This window comes from Patiriisocius marinistellae (assembly GCF_009014635.1).
Taxonomy (GTDB): Bacteria; Bacteroidota; Bacteroidia; order Flavobacteriales; family Flavobacteriaceae; genus Patiriisocius; species Patiriisocius marinistellae.
In genome coordinates this window covers 1-19,275 of the sequence record NZ_BKCF01000005.1, presented here as the reverse complement: position 1 = coordinate 19,275, position 19,275 = coordinate 1, and the positions used below count along the sequence as shown (strand labels likewise).

The window sequence follows — 19,275 nt, the reverse complement described above, 5'->3', positions numbered from 1 at the left end:
GATAACTACTTTAAAAATTGCTAAGGCAATTTTATAATAAATGACTAATTTTCTATTTCATGCATATATTTTACCCGCACTCGTTTCACCAAAGCACCTACCGTAAGTCCTTGAACCAAAATTGAAAACACAACAACCACATATGTAATTACAACAAATAAATCCCGCTCCATTGTTTCTGTCAATCCTAGTGCGAGTGCTATAGAAATACCTCCTCTAAGTCCACCCCAAGTCATTATTAAGTTGGTTTTAGGTATAAATTTTAATTTTTTTCTGAAGATACTAATTGGTAAGAGTAAGGACACATAGCGACATGCTAATATTATTGGAATTGCCAAAAATCCAGCAATAATGTAATTTAATGAAAAAGTAAGGACTAGTATTTCCATACCTATTAATACAAAAAGGATGGTGTTTAATAAAATATCTATTAGCTCCCAAAATTTATCAACGTAGGTTTCTGTAGTGTGAGACATTGACCTCTGACGAATTATATCATTACCTACAAAAAGCCCTGCTGTAACCATAGCTAATGGTGCTGAAAGATGAAGTTTTTGAGCTATAGCAGTTCCAACCATTACTGTTGCAAGAGTAATTATGACCTCAATGTCATAGTCGTTAATTGATTTTAAAAGTCTATATGTTATATACCCTAATAGTAGTCCTAATAATATTCCGCCTAAAACTTCTTGAGAAAACAATACCACCACATCCATTGGATTTATTGTGCCATTTTTATCTAATTCTGCAATTTGAAAAATAGTTAAGAAAACAACTACTCCTACACCATCATTAAATAGAGACTCTCCTACAATTTTAGCTTCTAATTTTTTAGGAACTCCCGCCTTTTTTAAAATTCCTAATACTGCAATTGGATCTGTTGGAGAGATTAAAGCCCCAAATAACAAACAATGTATAAACTCTATATTAAAGCTTAAAATTTGTAACACATAAAACATAGCTGTTCCCACTAAGAATGTTGAAACAATTACTCCTACTGTGGAAAACAAAAGCACTGGCCATCTTTGTGTTTTTAACTCGTCAAAATTTGTATGTAATGCACCAGCAAAAAGTAAAAAGCTAAGCATAATATCTAGCAATACTTTTTTAAAATCAATCTGTGTTATTATATATCGTTCTGCGTTTAATAAAGAATCGTCAATATAACTTAAAATAAACACCGCAAAAGTGAATAAAATAGTAATCAACATTAATCCAATTGTATTAGGTAACTTCAAAAACCGAACATTTGTATATCCAAATGCTGCAGCCAAAAAAACCAATACTGTAATTATTAAAAAGTAATCCATATAAAAGGTTTTTTAAACAACTAAACTATTATTGATTAAAACAGAATGAAATTATAATTTAAGAACTAATTTTCTGCTCCCACCTCCATGCATCAGCTAATGCATCCTCTAATGTTAACTCGGTTTGCCAACCTAAAATACTCTTCGCCTTTGTTGTATTTGCATACGCTTCAACAACATCACCTTTACGGCGAGCAACTATTTTATAATTTAAATTAGTTCCTGTTACTTTTTTAAAAGTATTTACAACTTTAATTACTGAGCTTCCTTTTCCGGTTCCAATATTGAAAAAATCAAAATTAGATTGCATATCATTCTTTAATAATTTTTCAAGCGCCACAACATGTGCTTTAGCTAGATCTACTACATGAATATAATCTCGTATTGCTGTGCCATCTGGCGTAGGATAATCATCTCCAAAGACAGAAAGTTGTTCTCGTTGTCCAGTTGCGGTTTGCATAATGTATGGAACTAAATTTTGTGGTGTACCTATTGGTAATTCACCAATAATTGCACTTTTATGAGCTCCAATTGGGTTAAAGTATCTAAGAGCAATTGCCTTTAAACTAGGTGTTACGTTACAAACATCTTTAATAATCTCCTCCCCTATTTGCTTTGTGTTTCCGTAGGGAGATTCGGCTGGTTTTACTGGTGCGTTTTCTGTTATAGGCATTATATCTGCCTGTCCATAAACGGTACAAGAGGAGCTGAATATAAAATTAGCGTTTTCCTTTTTCTGCATTTCTTGTAATACATAAACTAACGTATTCAAGTTATTTTCATAATACAATAATGGATTTTCAACACTTTCGCCCACTGCTTTTGAAGCAGCAAAATGTATTACGCCATCAATTTTAGTATATCTAGAAAAGAAATCAACAACAGAGTCTTTATCTCGCAAGTCTAGTTCTTCAAAAACGGGAGTGATACCAGTAATTTCGGCAATACCATTAAGCACATTTTTATCGGCGTTTGATAGGTTATCGATAATAACAACCTCAAATCCTTTTTGTTGCAATTCAACAACTACATGAGAGCCTATAAAACCTAAACCTCCAGTAACTACTATTTTCATTTTCAAAATTTCTATGCAATAAAACTACTCTTTTAATATTAAAAAGGAGTTTTATGAAATTAAAATTTCCGAAGTAAACAATTTTATTTTACACGCTTAAAATTATAAACTGCACCTATTCCATAACTTGGACCTTGAAAAACATTTCGACCATTGATAACATAACCTAAACTTAAATAACCACCCCATTGCTTATTGAAAGAATGAAATACTGTACCACCCACTTTTTTGAAATCTACCCCAAATTCTTTAAAATTTTGTGGTTGAGGTGTACCTAAATAGTCAATCCCGCCAAAGGAATGCTGATAATCAAAAAAAACATCATAATACCATTTTGAGGTTGCCTTTCCTAGCTTTAGTGTAGTTAACAAACTTTCGGGGACTTCATCAAATTTATAAGCATAACCTGTTTGTAATGTAGCAAACCATTGAAAATCATACGTCACATGTATCAATATTCTACCACTTACAACAGTGGCTTGCTGCCCTATATCATTGAGACCACCCACATCATAATCTGTTAAAGGAGTTGAAAATCCCCCAGCAACTCCTACATCATATTTAAAGTTGTTTTTTTCAAAAGTTGCTACTTTATATTTAGCATAAATTGAAATATCTTGGAAGCTTGTATTATCATTACTACTTAAAAAAGGTACAGAAACATTGACATCAAAATTATTTGTAACGCCATAAGCGCCAAAAAGACTACCATAATAAAGTGATCTACTTATGTCTGTACGCGTATTACCCGCAAAATAATTTTTTGTATCCTCAAATCCCGCTCCCAAAACTATAGAACCACTACCCTTTTCTTTGAAAAAACCATCAATAGCTCCTTGACCAAAAGATGCAGGTATCGTTAGTAGCAAAATAAAAACCCATAAAATATTTTTCATAACTCCTTTTTTAATGTATCCAATAATTTGGCAACATCATCTAGGTCGTTATAATAATGAAAACTTACCCTTATGCCTCCACCACGAAGGGAACATATAATATTTTTTTCTTTTAATTTCTGAAATAGAACACCATCCCCTTTAAAATTAATAATTGAGGAGTGAGTTGATCGATTTGCTGTCATTGAAGTAAGCAACCCTAATCCACTTAATCCTTCTATAGCAGTACTTTTAAGCACATTAATTTTATTTGCTATAGCATCAATTCCATATTTTTCGGCTTGGAGGATTGCTTGATGAAGACTTCCGCAGTTAAAAGTGTCTTGATGGCCTGGTTCAAAATGCCTATTAAATTTTGTGTCTTCTGCATTACTTTCAAACGTTTCGGCACCATTAAAACCTATAGTCGCTGGATAAATTTTTTCTTGTGCTTCGCGTTTTACCAGCATTATTCCATTTCCGAAGCCTGCTAACAGCCACTTATAACAACTTGCAGCTACAACATCAATTGCATTATTAGCAAAACTAAAATATTCTGTCCCTAAATACTGTGTAGCATCTGCCATAAATAACACATTAGGGTAATGTGCCTTTAATTCTTTTAAAAAATTAAAATCCATTTTTACACCACTCAACCATTGCACAATTGAGAACACAAAAATATCTGGACGGTGTTTTTCAAAGGCTTCGGAAATATTTGCTTCAAGGTTTTCAGAAATTTCAGCATAACACACATTAAAATCACGTGTTTCAATGGGCCATCGCAGTGACGGATAATCATTTTTAAGCATTAACACTTTTTGCCCCTTTGACAACCCTTCTAAAACCGAATTAAAACCAAATGAAAAATTAGGAATTAATGCCACCTCATCTACTTTTACGTCAAAAAATTGAGCTACTGCTTGGCGTGTATCCTCAGGAATTTTTTTACGGATTGTAAAGTTGGCTCCGTTTTCTAATAGCTCCTTTTCATGAGCTGCCCTCCACCTGTAAAGGGTCTTAGAAAGTAGTCCAGAGCTTGCTGTGTTTAAATAAGTTTGACCTTGTAATGCTGGGAATTCATTTCTTAAATCTTCCATAAAGCGATAGGCAAAATTGTTAAAATTGGGTACTTTTACTATATATTATACCAACTATAAAGGTAACCAACTATGTTTTCAAAAAATAAAAATAAAGAAAGAATTGATTCTGAATCACGCGAGCAGTATGATTATGCCCGTCGTCGTATTGCCCAAAAGAAAAAACTGATGCGGCATTTTGTGGCCTTTCTAGCAGGTTCGGTTTTAATTATTGTTTTGAATATTCTTAACGTAGGTAAAGATATTTTACCAAACGATTGGTGGATTTTTGCAATATTAATTTGGGTCTTTATATTTCTAATTCATCTTTTCAATGTATTTATCACTAATAAATTTATGGACAAAGAATGGGAAGACAAACAATTAGAAAAACTAAAAGCAAAACAAGAAGTACGCGTTGCCGAACTTAAAAAACAAGCAATGCAAGAAGTTACTGTTAGAGAAAATAAAATTGCAAAAGAACAAGACGCGCTCAAAGAAATGACCCGCGACACAAAATCAGAACTTCCTAGAGTTAAAAAGAACAACCCTAACCAACTACCCCCAGAACAAGGATGATTACAATAATAGCGGCCGCTGGCGAGAATAATGAACTTGGTAAAGACAACGATTTAGTTTGGCATTTACCAGACGACTTTAAAAGGTTTAAGAAACTTACTACGGGACACCCTATGATCATGGGGCGTAAAACGTTTGAGTCTTTCCCTAAACCCTTACCCGGAAGATTGCATATTATTATTACACGAAGTAAAAAGTACACTCCAAAAGTTCCTGAAGGTCGCGAACAAGATGTTATTGTTGTAAACTCGATTGATGCAGCATTGATTAAAGCTTCAATCGATACCACTCCTTTTATAATAGGTGGTGGCGAGATATATAAATTGGGCATAGAGGTTACTGACCGTATTGAACTTACTAGAGTTCATGGCACTTTTGAAGTTGATACTTATTTCCCTGAATTTGATAAAACTCAATGGGAGTTAGTTTTAAAAGAAAAACACGAGAAAGACGAAAAGCATAAATATGCCTTTACTTATGAGACATGGGAGCGTATTTAATTTTTAACAAAACATTCGTTTTAGTTTAGTAATTTCTTAGCGCAAAGTAACTAATCCTCGTAGTATCTTTATTAAAAATAAAAAACTATGAGCACACAAAACCTATATAATCAAGACGCGAAAGATAAAATTAAACAAATTGCTGAAGCAGTTGATTTTGCAATGATGGTCACTAACTTGGGCGAAAAGCCACTTAATGCTGTACCAATGTCTACTAAAAAAGTAGAAGAAGATGGTAGCATCTGGTTTTTAAGTAACGCAAACAGTGAGCACAATAAAAATATTGCTGCAAATAGTGAAACCCAATTATTCTACAACGGTAATAAAAACATGAAGTTTTTGAGTGTTTATGGAAATGCAGGTATTTTTAGAGATAAAGATATAATTAAAGAGCTATATAGCAGCACCGATGATGCTTGGTTTGAAGGTGTTAATGACCCAAAGATTACAGCGATAAAATTTGCTCCTAAGGAAGCCGCTTATTGGGATTCAAAAAGTAATGCATTAGTGAGCTTGTTTAAAATGGGTAAAGCTGCTGTTACTGGAGAAAAACAAGATTTAGGTGTTTCAGGAACACTAAAAGTTTAATTAAAAACAATTATTTTCCCCATTAATATTTCCGAAGCATATATTATTTTCTTCTGAAATATTAATTATTTGAACCTCTTTCATTCATTTGAAAGAGGTTTAATTATTTTTACAAATTATAAAACTAAAACTAACTATGAAAGCATACGTATTTCCAGGACAAGGCGCCCAATTTACAGGAATGGGGAAAGATCTATTTGATTCCTCGCCAAAAGCTAAAGAAATGTTTGAACGTGCAAATGATATTTTAGGGTTTGATATAACCAAAATAATGTTTGAAGGCACACCTGAAGAACTAAAGGAAACTAAAGTTACACAACCCGCAATATTTTTGCACTCCACAATCCTTGCCGAAGTAATGGGTGATGCCTTTAAACCAGATATGGTTGCAGGTCACTCACTTGGAGAAATTTCGGCATTAGTAGCAAATCGTACCATTGCTTTTGATGATGGGTTAAAATTAGTTTACAAACGTGCCTTAGCAATGCAAAAAGCATGTGAATCAACACCTAGTACTATGGCCGCTGTTTTAGGATTAGAAGATAGTACGGTGGAATCTATTTGTGCAAACCAAGATGGGATTGTTGTAGCCGCAAATTACAATTGCCCTGGACAATTAGTAATAAGCGGTGATATAGCAGCTGTTGGAAAAGCATGTGAAGCTTTAAAAGAAGCTGGCGCAAAAAGAGCATTAATTTTACCTGTAGGTGGCGCTTTTCACAGTCCATTGATGGAACCCGCTAGAGAAGAACTTGCCGCAGCAATTAAAGAAACAGTATTCACAGAACCTGCTTGCCCAATTTATCAAAACGTTTCTACGTTTGCAGTTACAGATCCAAAGGAAATTCAAGAAAATTTGATTTTCCAATTAACAGCACCTGTTAAATGGACACAAAGCATGCAGAACATGATTAAAGATGGTGCAACGGAATTTGTTGAAGTAGGCCCAGGAAATGTACTTCAAGGTTTAATGCGCAAAATTGATAGAGGTGTTACCACAAGCAAAGCTGAAATAAGCTAAAATCTCAATAACCATAAAATTGAAAATCCCGAATGAAACAAAATGTTCATTCGGGATTTTTAATTTATTAAGCTGCGTTATGCTGTTATTCTACAATCTTCGCAATCTTTTACTTCGCCATAATAGGTTTCTCTATACTTGTGTAATGTTTTAACTGGAATGCTTAAGACTGTTTTTTTAACGTACGTTACATTTGCAGTCAAAATACCCATTGCAGGTGAAAATCTTTTTTCAGTTCTAGTTTTTCTTCTAATTTTAATCAACTTCATAACTTTAATTTTACTGGAGTTTTTCCAACGGTTACAAAACAACAAATCACTAGTAACAATTCCAATATTAAACAGTTAAACCTTCGTTAAACCACTGTTAATTGACTAAAAATGAGCAGAAATTACTTTTTTTGAGCAAAAAAGGCACAAAAAAAGCCCAAATGAGTTTATTTACATTTGAGCATTATTTTTTGTAACAATTATTTTGTTACAAAATCTATCACTGTCTTAGTGATAAATTCTATCTGGTCATCATCAAGCTCTGTATGCATTGGTAATGATATAACTTCTTTAACTAATTGATTTGTTACTTTAAAGTCAGCTTCATTATATCTAGAATCGGCATATGCTTTTTGTAAGTGTAATGGAATTGGGTAATAAACTCCACAAGGAATATCATTATCATTTAGATGCTTCACTAGTGCATCTCTATCTGAATTGATTATTCGTAGTGTATATTGATGAAACACATGACAATCACAGGTATCGCAAATTGTATTTCCAGCATTACAATAACCAGTAGGAGTTACAATTTGTTCAACACCAGCAAAGGCTGCTGAGTATTTTCTTGCTGCATTTCTACGCGCTGTATTGTATTCATTTAATTTTGGCAATTTTGCACGCAATACTGCTGCTTGGATAGAATCTAATCTAGAATTTACTCCTACTACATCATGATGATAGCGAATATACATTCCATGATTTACGATTCCTCTTAAAGTATGTGCTAAATCATCATCATTGGTAAATATAGCACCTCCATCTCCATAACATCCAAGGTTTTTAGAAGGGAAAAATGACGTAGACCCTACGTGACCTATTCCGCCTGTCATTGTCTTTGTACCATCTTTTGATGTATATTTTGAACCTATACCTTGTGCATTATCCTCAATTACATAAAGGTTATGGCGGTCAGCAAGCTCCATTATTTCATCCATATTTGCCGCAAGTCCAAATAAATGAACAGGAACAATTGCTTTTGTTTTAGGTGTTATTGCTTTCTCTAACGCAGCAATATCAATGTTAAAGTTTACTGGATCAACATCAACTAAAACAGGCGTTAATTGCAAAAGAGCAATTACTTCTACAGTTGCAGCAAAGGTAAAATCTGCAGTAATTACTTCGTCACCAGGTTTTAAACCAAGACCCATCATTGCTATTTGCAAAGCATCTGTCCCATTAGCACATGGAATAACGTGTTTTACACCTAAATAACTTTCTAATTCCTCTTGAAAAGCTTTTACCTCTGGCCCATTTATAAAAGCAGTTGTCTCAATTACTTCTTGAATAGAAGCGTCTACGCGCTCTTTAATTGCAGCATATTGACCCTTAAGGTCTACCATTTGTATTTTTTTCATCTTCAACGCCCTGTAAGTGGGGTAACTATTTAATATCGTTTGTCAGAAAACCTATTATTTATTTCTAAAATGCAAAAATACTAAAATACAAGATGCAAAAGAGTATTGTCGTTGATGAAAACTATAAACCGCAATTTTGTAATTTAGCAGCCTATGCGCATCATCTATAACGTACTTACATATATTATCTCTGCTGGTCTTTGGGTAGCGCAATGGGTTGTCCCTAAACTCAAATTATTTGTTCAAGGAAGAAAAAAAACATTTGCTATTTTAAATACTCAAATTAAACTTGGCGATAAAACAATATGGTTTCATTGTGCCTCTTTGGGCGAATTTGAACAAGGATTACCTATAATGGAAGCTATGAAATTAAAGTTTCCGCAGCATAAATTGGTTGTAACTTTTTTCTCACCATCTGGCTACGAAAATAAAAAAAACACGCCCATTGCAGACGCTGTTGCGTATTTACCAATGGATACAACGGCTAATGCAAAGCAATTTATTAAGGCTATAAACCCATCGCTTGCAGTATTTGTGAAGTATGAATTTTGGCCCAATTATTTAGCACAGCTGAAACGTAACAACATTAAAACTCTTTTAGTCTCAGGTGTATTTAGAGAAAATCAACTCTTCTTTAAACCCTATGGAAATTTTATGCGTAAAGCACTTACAGCTTTTAACCATTTTTTTCTCCAAGACCAAAATAGTGAGAAACTATTGAAAAAACTAGGCTTTACTAACTGTACTGTTAGTGGTGACACAAGGTTTGATCGTGTATCACACCAAATTGAAATGGACAATACACTTACTTTTATAGAAAAATTTAAAGGAGATGCCACATGTATTGTTTGCGGAAGTACGTGGCCAGAAGATGAGGATGTACTTATTGATTACATAAATAATGCTCCAAAAACCACAAAGTTTATAGTAGCTCCCCACCAAATAGAAGTCTCAAAAGTGATGAGTTTACGAAATAAATTAAAGGTTGAAAATATTTCATATAGTGAAACATTATCTGAGCATATTGCAAAAAATGCTGACCCTTTGAAAATAGAAGACAATCAAGTATTCATAATTGACACTATAGGGTTGTTGACTAAAATATATAGTTATGCAGATATTGCTTATGTGGGTGGAGCGATGGGAAATACCGGTTTGCATAACATTTTAGAACCTGCAACTTTTGGGGTTCCTATTGTAATAGGATGTAATTACTCAAAATTTCCTGAGGCGGAAAGGCTTCGTTCTTTGGCTGGATTATTTTCGATTAGCAATAAGGAAGAATGTAGTGAAATACTTGACAAATTAGTAATTGATAAAAATTTCCGAAGTAAAACTGGGATGATTTCTGGGCATTGGATTAATAGTAATACTGGGGCTACAAAAGTAGTGATGGAATATACGGGAAAAATATAGTTACATTTTATACTTTCACCGCTTTATTCAAATACCGTCTAAAAGGTAATAGCTCTTTGTAAGTTTCAATTACGATAATTATTAAAATCTGGTGATACTACCTCTTCCCGAGTGAAGTTTACTCCTACTGCAAAAAATTTCCTTCTTAATAAATATATGTATATGTTCCTGTGAATACCCTTATTGGAGATATTTTAGCAAGTTCAATATTCATATTATTTAACTAATGTATATAGAAATCACGCACTCTGTAATAGTCTTTACGGTTTGTATCCATTCATTCCTTGGTATTATTTTTTTGAAGTTTTTCTAAGAAAAATATAATAATTTAAAGGACATTTTTTCTTTATAAAGTACAGAAAAATTGTGAATGCTTTACGAAAGTTTTATCATAAAATTATCATATCAAGAATGTTAAAAATTTACATTTGTACTACTCTTAACATTAACCTATCATTATGAGAAAAATAATTTTATCCCTAACATTATTAGTTGTTACATTTGCTACAACAACTTCTTGTAGAGAAAAAACAACTGAAACTAAAACAGTTATTCGTGAAGTAGAAGCAAAAAGCACAGACGATGACGGCATTCTAGAACGTGCTGCAAAAAAAGTTGACGAGAGAGTCAATGATGAAATTGATGAAGAGATAGACAGAATAGGTGATGATGACTAATCACAATAATTTTTAATAAACTAACATTAACCTTAACTCAATATATTATGAAAAGAATATTTTTAACACTAGCAGCAGTAGCAGTACTTGGAACAACATTTGTTTCTTGCAGAGATACTAAAAAAGAAACAATAGAAGTAGAAGTAACTGATGATGCAGACGATGTTGCGGATGATATCGAAGATGCAATTGACGATGCAGGTGATGCGATCGAAGATGCTGCAGATGATGTAGAAGATGCAATTACAGGAGAAGACGACAACTAATAACCATTTAAAACAATTAAATGAAAAAAATAATTTTAATGGCAGTTGCCATATTCGCAATAGGACTTACCTCTTGTGAAGATAAAAAAAAGACTGAAGCTGAAACTATTATTGAAGACGCTCGTGACAATAACGCCGACATTGAAATGAAAGACGGTGGTGATAAAGTCAAAATCAAAGAAGTTGATGGTGACGAAGTTAAAATCAAAACAGATGATAATGGCGACGTTAAAATCAAAACAGATGATAATAATTAAAAAATAATTATCATTTTTAAAAGAGAAAAGCGATTCTTATATAAGAATCGCTTTTTTTTTTAATAGCATTTAAGTTAAGTGTTTAAATTATTAATCTGCCCTTTTAACTCTTCCATTGATTGTTGTAGCTCTCTTAAGAGTGAGCTTTCATTAGGCTCGTCAATCCCAAATGTAAGCTTGCTATTCACTAACCATAATTCTTGAATATTTTTAACCTCAACTTCAATAGGAATGTATTCTTGATTTAATGATATAAGCCTTACTTTCTCGGGAGAATTAGGTACTTTTTGTAATTTTTTTACGAGAACAGAATCATTCAATACTACTATATAAATTTTGCTATCACTGGCTTCTGAAACATTAGGAACAGCTTTTCCTAATACCCATTCATTAGGCCTAATATTAGGGAGCATACTATCACCCTCTACTTGAAAACCCCTATACGTTGCATTGCGATACTGTGGCAGTGGAATGTTAAAAGCCGGCAATGTTTCATACCATTCAACATCTTGAATATTGTGTGGATACCCTGCAGCTGCCTTTTGATTTACTAAAGCAATCGTATCATTTTGATTAACATCAAGTGTAATTACTTTAGGACTAACGTCTCCCCCATTAATATTAACAACTTTAGTATAGCTTTCTCCAAATAACCACAAAGGATTTATTGAAAATTGTTTAAGTAATTCCATCACTATTTTACCAGAAATTTTAGTCTTACCACGTTCAATATCTGCCGTTGTCGCTCCTATTTTCAGTAATTCGGCAAACGATTGTTGGGTGTGATGTTGCTCTTCTCTAATTTTTTTAAATCTTCGAGCTTCGATAGAAAGTTTTGATTCCATATTCAAATATACTTTTTTTTGGAATATATCCAAATTTTTCTTCGGAATTTTTCCCACTTAACGGATTATTTCCATAATTTTGTAATATTTCCGAAGAAAAAATTACTAATTTATGAATTTTGAACGCATTAAAGAAAAATTAAACATCCTTGCTGATGCAGCAAAATATGATGTATCGTGCTCTTCAAGTGGTAGTAAACGATCTAATAAAAACAAAGGTCTTGGTGATAGCAGTGGTATGGGTATTTGTCATACCTACACTGAGGATGGTCGATGTGTTTCACTACTAAAAATACTTTTGACTAATCATTGCATTTTTGACTGTGCCTATTGTGTTACTCGGAAAAGTAACGACATCAAACGCGCAGCATTTAAAGTACAAGAAGTGGTGGATTTAACCATCAACTTCTATCGCCGAAATTATATTGAGGGTCTTTTTTTAAGTAGTGGTATTTTCAAAGATGCAGACTACACAATGGAACGACTTATTGCAGTTGCAAAAAAATTACGAGAGGAAGAAAATTTTAACGGTTATATCCATTTAAAGTCAATCCCTGGGGCAAGTGATGAGTTGATGCGAGAAGCTGGGCTGTATGCTGATAGACTTTCGGTTAATATTGAAATACCTTCTGTAAAAGGATTAAAATTATTAGCTCCGGATAAAAACAGAGCAGATTTTATAAAACCGATGGAAAAGGTTAAAAATGAAATTATACAATATAAGAATGAAAAGAAGCTTATAAAATCTACCCCTATTTATGCGCCTGCAGGTCAAAGCACTCAAATGATTGTAGGTGCAAGTGGAGAAACAGATGCAGAAATCATGTATACCTCTGCTCAATTTTATAAAAATTATAATTTAAAAAGAGTGTATTATTCTGGATACATTCCTATTAGTTATGACGAGCGGTTACCTTCCATTGGCACTGAAGTTCCTGTACTTAGAGAGAATAGATTGTACCAGACAGATTGGTTACTAAGGTTTTATGGATTTGATGTAAGAGAGCTTTTGAATAAGGAACATCCTAATCTTGATACTGATGTTGATCCAAAATTAAGTTGGGCTTTACGTAATCTTCAGCACTTTCCAATTGATGTCAATACAGCAGATAAACGCATGCTTGCAAGAATTCCTGGTCTTGGAATGAAGAGTGTCCATAAAATTATTAATGCTCGAAGGTTTCGAAAATTAAATTGGGAACATTTAAAGGCAATTGGTATAGCGCTCAACAGAGCAAAATATTTTATGGTGTGTAATTCTAGAAATTTTGAAACAAAAGACAGGACTGCTGCTCAAATAAAAGGACTTATTTTACAAGAATCAAAAAGTAAATTTTCAAAAACGTATAGTAATCAATTAAACCTTTTCACTTCTAATCTTCCCCTGAGCGTATGATTTTCATACTTAAATATGATGGGAGTTTTGAAGGTTTTTTAACATGCGTCTTTGAGGTTTATGAACGAAAAATTGATAAGGTAAGCATCTGTAAATCAACCATTGCTACAGATACTTTTTTTGAGGTTTGTGAAACAGTTATTACTGAAGAAAGAAAAGCAGAGAGAGTCTGGAAAGGATTGAAAAAAAAATGTTCGTCAGCGGGTACTTCTAACATTTATCGTGCTTTTTTAAGTGAATATGATGATATAGAAAACACCTTGCTTGAATATATAAGATATGCGTTTAAGAGCTTAAAAAGTATTGATGGTGACTATGGAAATAAACATGTTTTAAGAACCTCTAAAGTTGCAAAAATGGTACGAAGAGAAAAACACCGTATGGATGCTTTTGTGAGATTTAGACTTACGAAAGATGGTATTTACTTTGCTACTATTGAACCCGACTTTAACGTATTGCCGTTAAATTTGAAACATTTTAAAAATAGGTATGCAGACCAACGATGGATTATTTATGATTTAAAACGAAAATATGGTTTGTATTATAATTTAAAAACGGTAGAAACCATTTGTATTGATCTTGACCGTTCAATTAATATTTCAGAAAAAAACAGTAATTATTTTACTTTAGAAGAATTTGACTATCAAAATTTATGGAAAAATTATTTTAAAAGCACAAATATCAAATCACGAAAAAATATGAAATTACATGTAAGACATGTACCTAAAAGGTACTGGAAATATTTAAGTGAAAAGAATCCTCAATAGGAAAAATTATTACCTTTGCACCATTAACACTTAACCCAAACATTATGAAAAAAGTACTTGTAACATTTGCTGCTTTAGCAATGGTAGTATCAATTTCTTCTTGTAGAGAAACTACAAAAGACAGCACTAATGAAGCTCTTGAAAAAGCTGGTGAGGATATTGAAAACAATCTTGAAGAAGCTGGAGATGCTATTGAAAATGCTGCAGAAAAGACTGGTGATGCTATTGAAAACGCTGCTCAAGAAGTTGAAGATGAAATTGAAGGGAACGACGATAATTAATTTATTGTAGTTTAAATTACAAAACCCATTTGCCTTGAGACAAATGGGTTTTTTATTGCTTAAGTATTAAGGTTTATTTACTAACTACTATAAACTCAGATCTTCTATTTCTTTCATGTTTTTCATCCCCACAAGGAACGCCATTAGAACACTCATTAACCAACCTTGACTCACCATATCCTTGACCTGATAATCTAGTACTTGAAATACCGCCTTTGTTAATCAACCACTCTCTTGTCGCTTTATTTCTTCTTTGAGATAGTTTTTGGTTGTAGGAATCTCTACCTCTTGAGTCTGTATGTGAACGCACATCAATTTTAACCGTTGGGTATTCATTCATATAGTTAACAACTCGTTGTAAAATCGCAGCTGCGTCTGGTCTAATAAAACTTTTATCATAGTCAAAATTAATATTTTCTAAATTTAACAGGGTTGTTAAATCTGTTCCAATAGCAACAGATGGACCTGTAATTATAGGCGACATATTAAGAGTAAGGTCAAGTTCTAATGCTAGCTCAGCAGTACTTGTGAAAATTTTTTCAGCAATACTATATCCATTTTTTGTTGCTCTTGCAGTATAAGTTCTTTCACAATCAATCTCCCCTAATTTAAATGCTCCATTATCATCTGAGATATCTTCTGCTAAAACTTCATTAGCATCGCTTAGCAAAATTACTTTAGCACCTGAGATAATTTGATTGGTATTTTTATCACGAATAATTCCTATTACAGATTGAGTACAAATACGTTGAAGTTGTTTTAATTCAGTTAACCCATAAATATCATCAAATCCTTTTCCTCCATCTCTATTAGAAGAAAAGAAACCTTTTCTAGATATTCCATGTATAATAAAGCCAAAATCATCTTTAGGGCTATTTATTGGTTTACCAACATTGACAATACCATCAAAGGCAGTATTTTGATTTAAGTCTGCAACAAATATATCTAAACCACCTAAACCAGTAAGTCCTTCTGATGCATAATATAACATGTTATCGCTGCTAATAAATGGGAATGTATCTCTTTGCTCTGTATTAAAGTTATCACCTAAGTTTATAGGAGTTCCAAAACCATCGTTTGTAATATCTACTTTATATAAGTCTGAAAGTCCAAAACCTCCTGGCATGTCACTGGCAAAATATAATGTTTTCTCATCCACACTCAAAGCTGGATGGGCTACAGAATATTCATTGCTATTAAATGGAAGTTCAATAATATCCCATTTTTCTTTTTCGTTTTTAATTCCTCTGTACAACTTTAATCTATTTGTTCCACTATTGTCAGATTTATAATCTCCTTTTGTATAATTATTTCTTGTGAAATATATTGTATTCAAATCTTTAGTGTAAACAGCTGTCGACTCATGATATTGAGTATTTAACTTGTCATCAATTTTCTCAGGTACAGTCCCAGAATAAGCACCTTCCATAATTACAGAATACAAATCCAAGAAAGGTTGTTCATTCCAATTATGAATTTTATCAGGCTTGCTTCCTACAATACGATTAGATGCGAATGTTAATTTATTACCATTGAAAGCTGGAGCAAAATCTGATAACGATGAATTGAAAGAAACCGGTCGTATTTCATATCTACCAGAATTATAAACTATTTCTTTCATTTTCTCCTCATTATTTTCTTTTGGATCAGGAATACCAGCAGCACTTCTATACTCAATCATTATCTTATTAGATAATTTATATTGTTCAGCACTTTTTAAAGATTGTGCGTATCTATATAGGTAATCTGGAGTATCATTTAACTCCATAAATTGATATAACTCACCATACCATTTTGAAGCGTTTATGTAATCTGCTGTAAAGTAATAGGAGTCACCTAGACCCTTAAATAAATCTTCAGACTTAAAACCTTCGTCAGCAAGTTTAAGATATTGTTCTTGCGCATCTATATAAGAATAGCCTTCAATTTCTTTATTACCTTTTTTAATTGCCTTCTTTTGAGCATTTACTAACCCTGCGTTTAGCAAGAAAATAACTGCAATAATATTAATACAATATTTCATCTGTCAGTTGTTTAAAATATTAAAAGAATCTTGGAGAAATTAAACGCTCCTCTTTCTTGAATAACTCATAGCGTAAGAAAATCTCATACGAACCTGAATTGTATTGATTTAGTTCTGTTGTTTCACGGTCATACGCAAATCCAAGCATTACTTTATCTGTTACTTGAAAACCTGCCATTGCACTAACTGCTGCACTCCATCTATACGCAACTCCTAAAGTAACTTTATCTTTTATCAAAGCGTTTAAAGAAAGATCTACCGCAATAGGTGCTCCTTCAACAGCTTTTAATAATCCAGATGGTTTTAAATCTAAGTCAGAATTTATTTCAAACACATAACCTGCCATAAGGTAATAGTTTATCTTCTCCTTAGCTGTTGCACTAGAAAGACTATTAGGGTCTGTTTGGCTCTCATCAAAATGATCAGTTTCTAAAACATTTGGTGCACTTAAGCCAACATAAAATTTATCAGTGTAATAATAAGCCCCTAAACCAAATTGAGGAGAAAACTTATTGTCTATATTGATCTCGGCGTCTGGGTCGCCATTATTAAACCCACCCGTATTTAAACGTGCTGTATCTACATCCAATAAATGACCTCCTCCTTTGAGACCTAAAGAAAGTTTTCCTTTCTCTGTTATATTAAAATTGTAACTAAAAGCAAGGTCAAAATATGTTTCATTCGTAATAAAGATTTCATCCCTTACAATATTTAAACCTAACCCTACATGTTCTCCCACAGGAGAATGAGCAGATAATGTTAGTGTATTAGGAGCACCTTCAATACTATTAAACCATTGGTTTCTGTACAATCCTAAAAAACTGAAGACATCACGACTACCAGCATAGGCAGGATTGATACTCAATGTATTATACATATACTGGGTATATTGGGCATCTTGTTGACCATAGCTCTCAACGCTGGAAAACCCTAGAAACAGCAACCCCAAAAAAGGTATAAGTAATTTTTTCATAAGTCTTTATTTAAACCCCGCCAACAAAGGCGGGATTATTATTGATTTATTTATTTTCTATTGATGTATAATGGACCAGCTTGTTTTTTAGTTTCTCCACTTTCCACAACGTAGCGAACAACATAATAATAAGTTCCTACAGGAAGTTGCTCCTCCTCTGTTACTGTTACACGACCATCAGAGAAGCCTCTAAAGAAGTTATCACCTTGCGCATATCCATCAACATCATAAACTAATACTCCCCAACGGTTATATATTTTCACATTATTATTAGGGTATAAGTGAATACCTCTTATAGTAAACACATCATTCAATCCATCTCCGTTAGGAGTCATTATATCAAAGATATCAAGGTCCCCATCTGGATTACCATTGTTTATTTCTAAGTAATCTGGTATTCCGTTTCCATTATCATCTCCAAGTTCTATTCCATTAGGAATGCCATCACCATCACAATCACCATTTAAGAAAGCGATACTCGGCTCAACTGTTACACTTCCAATTTCAAAATCACAAGGATCTAGTGGATCTGTCCCATCCATTAATTCATCTCCATTAGTTACCCCATCACCATCACAATCAATATCATACCATTGAGCGGCAGGATCAATCGTTTGGCTATCTATAATAAAGTCACAAATATCAAGTGGGTTAGTTCCGTCCATAATCTCGTCACCATTAGTTACACCATCGCCATCACAATCTGCATTATTAAATGCAGTAGTTGTATTAGTTATATCCTGGCTATCACTATCATAACTACAAGGATCAAGAGGGTTTGTACCATCCATAATCTCGTCACCATTAGTTACACCATCACCATCACAATCTAAATCGTTCCAAGCAGTGCTTGTTCCTGTTGTTTGACTAGCATCAATGTAATCACAAGGATCTGTAGGATCTGTTCCATCCATAATCTCATCTCCATTAGTTACACCGTCACCATCACAATCTGCATCTAAGAAATCCGCATCTTGAGGTAGCGTAACACTATTGATATTGAAATCACAAGGATCTAATGGGTCTGTTCCATCCATTAATTCATCTCCATTGGTAACACCATCACCATCACAATCTGCATCCAAGAATATTTGTGTCTGCGGAAGTGTTACGCTTGCATCATTAAAGTCACAAGGGTCGGTAGGATCAGTTCCGTCTGAAATTTCATCTCCATTACTAACGCCATCACCATCACAATCTGCATCTAAGAAGTCACCTGTCTGCGGCAATGTCACACTAGCTTCATTAAAGTCACAAGGATCATTAATGTCCGTTACATCTGAAATTTCATCTCCATTACTAACACCATCACCGTCACAATCTGCATCCAAGAATATTTGTGTCTGTGGAAGTGTTACGCTTGCATCATCAAAGTCACAAGGATCGGTAGGATCAGTTCCGTCATTTATTTCATCTCCATTAGTAACACCATCGCCATCACAATCTGCATCTAAGAAGTCACCTGTCTGCGGCAATGTCACACTAGCTTCATTAAAGTCACAAGGATCATTAATGTCCGTTCCATCTGAAATTTCATCACCATTGGTAACTCCGTCACCATCACAATCTGCATCCAAGTAATCACCTGATTGTGGTAATGTAGCATTTGCAGCATCTCCACTACAAGGATCTTGAGGATCTGTACCGTCAATAATCTCTTGTCCATTGGTAATACCATCACCGTCACAATCTGCATCCAAGAAGGCTTGACTCTGTGGTA

General features: G+C 33.5%; 21 protein-coding genes. 11 read left to right on the top strand and 10 right to left on the bottom strand.

What is annotated here, in order from left to right; all coding sequences use genetic code 11:
• Positions 1–44: 44 nt before the first annotated feature.
• The 4 genes from GB234_RS12005 to GB234_RS11990 form a co-directional block, all read right to left on the bottom strand.
• Entirely contained in the window at positions 45–1,310 is a 1,266-nt protein-coding gene (locus GB234_RS12005) for a cation:proton antiporter (protein WP_151894820.1), read from the bottom strand.
• A gap of 58 nt (positions 1,311–1,368) precedes the next feature.
• Positions 1,369–2,385 carry a UDP-glucose 4-epimerase GalE gene (galE, locus tag GB234_RS12000; protein WP_151894819.1) on the bottom strand — a complete coding sequence of 339 codons (1,017 nt, stop codon included), beginning with the start codon at positions 2,383–2,385 and terminating at the stop codon, positions 1,369–1,371.
• A gap of 83 nt (positions 2,386–2,468) precedes the next feature.
• Positions 2,469–3,281 (bottom strand): transporter, encoded by an 813-nt coding sequence (locus GB234_RS11995; protein WP_151894818.1) that lies wholly within the window; start codon positions 3,279–3,281, stop codon positions 2,469–2,471.
• Positions 3,278–4,360, bottom strand: coding sequence for an aminotransferase class V-fold PLP-dependent enzyme (locus GB234_RS11990; protein WP_151894817.1), 1,083 nt, complete (start codon positions 4,358–4,360; stop codon positions 3,278–3,280). Before GB234_RS11990 ends, GB234_RS11995 begins: the two co-directional genes overlap by 4 nt.
• A 72-nt stretch (positions 4,361–4,432) precedes the next feature.
• On the opposite strand from GB234_RS11990, the gene GB234_RS11985 reads away from it, so the two are divergent.
• From GB234_RS11985 to fabD, 4 genes are all read left to right on the top strand, one after another.
• Positions 4,433–4,918 (top strand): 2TM domain-containing protein, encoded by a 486-nt coding sequence (locus tag GB234_RS11985; protein ID WP_151894816.1) that lies wholly within the window; start codon positions 4,433–4,435, stop codon positions 4,916–4,918.
• Positions 4,915–5,418 carry a dihydrofolate reductase gene (locus GB234_RS11980; RefSeq protein WP_151894815.1) on the top strand — a complete coding sequence of 168 codons (504 nt, stop codon included), beginning with the start codon at positions 4,915–4,917 and terminating at the stop codon, positions 5,416–5,418. The genes GB234_RS11985 and GB234_RS11980 overlap by 4 nt, the downstream gene beginning before the upstream one ends.
• Positions 5,419–5,505: 87 nt before the next feature.
• On the top strand, positions 5,506–6,006 hold the full coding sequence (locus tag GB234_RS11975; RefSeq protein WP_151894814.1) for a pyridoxamine 5'-phosphate oxidase family protein: 501 nt from the start codon (positions 5,506–5,508) through the stop codon (positions 6,004–6,006).
• 136 nt (positions 6,007–6,142) lie between these two features.
• A complete protein-coding gene (gene fabD, locus GB234_RS11970; RefSeq protein WP_151894813.1) occupies positions 6,143–7,027 on the top strand; it encodes an ACP S-malonyltransferase in 885 nt (294 codons plus the stop codon).
• A gap of 77 nt (positions 7,028–7,104) precedes the next feature.
• On the opposite strand, the gene GB234_RS11965 is transcribed toward fabD, so the two are convergent.
• Positions 7,105–7,296 (bottom strand): hypothetical protein, encoded by a 192-nt coding sequence (locus tag GB234_RS11965; RefSeq protein WP_151894812.1) that lies wholly within the window; start codon positions 7,294–7,296, stop codon positions 7,105–7,107.
• A gap of 200 nt (positions 7,297–7,496) precedes the next feature.
• On the bottom strand, positions 7,497–8,654 hold the full coding sequence (locus GB234_RS11960; RefSeq protein ID WP_151894811.1) for a DegT/DnrJ/EryC1/StrS family aminotransferase: 1,158 nt from the start codon (positions 8,652–8,654) through the stop codon (positions 7,497–7,499).
• Between the two features lie 153 nt (positions 8,655–8,807).
• Between GB234_RS11960 and GB234_RS11955 the strand changes: the two genes are divergently transcribed.
• The 4 genes from GB234_RS11955 to GB234_RS11940 all read left to right on the top strand — a co-directional run bounded on the left by GB234_RS11955 (position 8,808) and on the right by GB234_RS11940 (position 11,270).
• Entirely contained in the window at positions 8,808–10,070 is a 1,263-nt protein-coding gene (locus GB234_RS11955) for a 3-deoxy-D-manno-octulosonic acid transferase (RefSeq protein WP_151894810.1), read from the top strand.
• A 458-nt stretch (positions 10,071–10,528) separates the two neighbouring features.
• A complete protein-coding gene (locus tag GB234_RS11950) occupies positions 10,529–10,747 on the top strand; it encodes a hypothetical protein (protein WP_151894809.1) in 219 nt (72 codons plus the stop codon).
• A gap of 47 nt (positions 10,748–10,794) precedes the next feature.
• A complete protein-coding gene (locus GB234_RS11945) occupies positions 10,795–11,013 on the top strand; it encodes a hypothetical protein (RefSeq protein ID WP_151894808.1) in 219 nt (72 codons plus the stop codon).
• Positions 11,014–11,033: 20 nt separating this feature from the next.
• The gene (locus GB234_RS11940) at positions 11,034–11,270 is read left to right on the top strand and encodes a hypothetical protein (protein ID WP_151894807.1); all 237 of its coding nucleotides are present in this window, start codon (positions 11,034–11,036) and stop codon (positions 11,268–11,270) included.
• A gap of 74 nt (positions 11,271–11,344) precedes the next feature.
• On the opposite strand, the gene GB234_RS11935 is transcribed toward GB234_RS11940, so the two are convergent.
• On the bottom strand, positions 11,345–12,115 hold the full coding sequence (locus GB234_RS11935) for a LexA family transcriptional regulator (protein ID WP_151894806.1): 771 nt from the start codon (positions 12,113–12,115) through the stop codon (positions 11,345–11,347).
• A 112-nt stretch (positions 12,116–12,227) separates the two neighbouring features.
• Here GB234_RS11935 and GB234_RS11930 point away from each other — a divergent pair, with 112 nt between their 5' ends.
• The 3 genes from GB234_RS11930 to GB234_RS11920 are packed head-to-tail and all read left to right on the top strand — an operon-like array spanning position 12,228 to position 14,559.
• Positions 12,228–13,511, top strand: a complete 1,284-nt coding sequence (locus tag GB234_RS11930) for a putative DNA modification/repair radical SAM protein (protein ID WP_151894805.1) — start codon at positions 12,228–12,230, stop codon at positions 13,509–13,511.
• Positions 13,508–14,278: a TIGR03915 family putative DNA repair protein gene (locus GB234_RS11925; protein ID WP_151894804.1), complete on the top strand. Its 771-nt coding sequence runs from the start codon at positions 13,508–13,510 to the stop codon at positions 14,276–14,278. Before GB234_RS11930 ends, GB234_RS11925 begins: the two co-directional genes overlap by 4 nt.
• Before the next feature lie 44 nt (positions 14,279–14,322).
• Entirely contained in the window at positions 14,323–14,559 is a 237-nt protein-coding gene (locus tag GB234_RS11920) for a hypothetical protein (protein WP_151894803.1), read from the top strand.
• A 73-nt stretch (positions 14,560–14,632) separates the two neighbouring features.
• On the opposite strand, the gene GB234_RS11915 is transcribed toward GB234_RS11920, so the two are convergent.
• The 3 genes from GB234_RS11915 to GB234_RS11905 all read right to left on the bottom strand — a co-directional run.
• Positions 14,633–16,582 carry an OmpA family protein gene (locus GB234_RS11915; RefSeq protein ID WP_151894802.1) on the bottom strand — a complete coding sequence of 650 codons (1,950 nt, stop codon included), beginning with the start codon at positions 16,580–16,582 and terminating at the stop codon, positions 14,633–14,635.
• A 19-nt stretch (positions 16,583–16,601) separates the two neighbouring features.
• A complete protein-coding gene (locus GB234_RS11910; RefSeq protein ID WP_151894801.1) occupies positions 16,602–17,555 on the bottom strand; it encodes a PorP/SprF family type IX secretion system membrane protein in 954 nt (317 codons plus the stop codon).
• A 50-nt stretch (positions 17,556–17,605) separates the two neighbouring features.
• The coding region (locus tag GB234_RS11905) for a T9SS type B sorting domain-containing protein (protein ID WP_151894800.1) at positions 17,606–19,275 on the bottom strand (1,670 nt) is incomplete at its 5' end.

Coding starts and splice junctions, on each gene's coding strand:
- GB234_RS11950 (WP_151894809.1), top strand. CDS start 10,529: ATGAGAAAAATAATTTTATCCCTAACATTATTAGTTGTTACATTTGCT.
- GB234_RS11930 (WP_151894805.1), top strand. CDS start 12,228: ATGAATTTTGAACGCATTAAAGAAAAATTAAACATCCTTGCTGATGCA.
- GB234_RS11955 (WP_151894810.1), top strand. CDS start 8,808: ATGCGCATCATCTATAACGTACTTACATATATTATCTCTGCTGGTCTT.
- GB234_RS11910 (WP_151894801.1), bottom strand. CDS start 17,555: ATGAAAAAATTACTTATACCTTTTTTGGGGTTGCTGTTTCTAGGGTTT.
- GB234_RS11980 (WP_151894815.1), top strand. CDS start 4,915: ATGATTACAATAATAGCGGCCGCTGGCGAGAATAATGAACTTGGTAAA.
- GB234_RS11945 (WP_151894808.1), top strand. CDS start 10,795: ATGAAAAGAATATTTTTAACACTAGCAGCAGTAGCAGTACTTGGAACA.
- GB234_RS11965 (WP_151894812.1), bottom strand. CDS start 7,296: ATGAAGTTGATTAAAATTAGAAGAAAAACTAGAACTGAAAAAAGATTT.
- GB234_RS11975 (WP_151894814.1), top strand. CDS start 5,506: ATGAGCACACAAAACCTATATAATCAAGACGCGAAAGATAAAATTAAA.
- GB234_RS11935 (WP_151894806.1), bottom strand. CDS start 12,115: ATGGAATCAAAACTTTCTATCGAAGCTCGAAGATTTAAAAAAATTAGA.
- GB234_RS11920 (WP_151894803.1), top strand. CDS start 14,323: ATGAAAAAAGTACTTGTAACATTTGCTGCTTTAGCAATGGTAGTATCA.
- GB234_RS12005 (WP_151894820.1), bottom strand. CDS start 1,310: ATGGATTACTTTTTAATAATTACAGTATTGGTTTTTTTGGCTGCAGCA.
- GB234_RS11960 (WP_151894811.1), bottom strand. CDS start 8,654: ATGAAAAAAATACAAATGGTAGACCTTAAGGGTCAATATGCTGCAATT.
- GB234_RS11925 (WP_151894804.1), top strand. CDS start 13,508: ATGATTTTCATACTTAAATATGATGGGAGTTTTGAAGGTTTTTTAACA.
- fabD (WP_151894813.1), top strand. CDS start 6,143: ATGAAAGCATACGTATTTCCAGGACAAGGCGCCCAATTTACAGGAATG.
- GB234_RS11940 (WP_151894807.1), top strand. CDS start 11,034: ATGAAAAAAATAATTTTAATGGCAGTTGCCATATTCGCAATAGGACTT.
- GB234_RS11915 (WP_151894802.1), bottom strand. CDS start 16,582: ATGAAATATTGTATTAATATTATTGCAGTTATTTTCTTGCTAAACGCA.
- GB234_RS11985 (WP_151894816.1), top strand. CDS start 4,433: ATGTTTTCAAAAAATAAAAATAAAGAAAGAATTGATTCTGAATCACGC.
- galE (WP_151894819.1), bottom strand. CDS start 2,385: ATGAAAATAGTAGTTACTGGAGGTTTAGGTTTTATAGGCTCTCATGTA.
- GB234_RS11995 (WP_151894818.1), bottom strand. CDS start 3,281: ATGAAAAATATTTTATGGGTTTTTATTTTGCTACTAACGATACCTGCA.
- GB234_RS11990 (WP_151894817.1), bottom strand. CDS start 4,360: ATGGAAGATTTAAGAAATGAATTCCCAGCATTACAAGGTCAAACTTAT.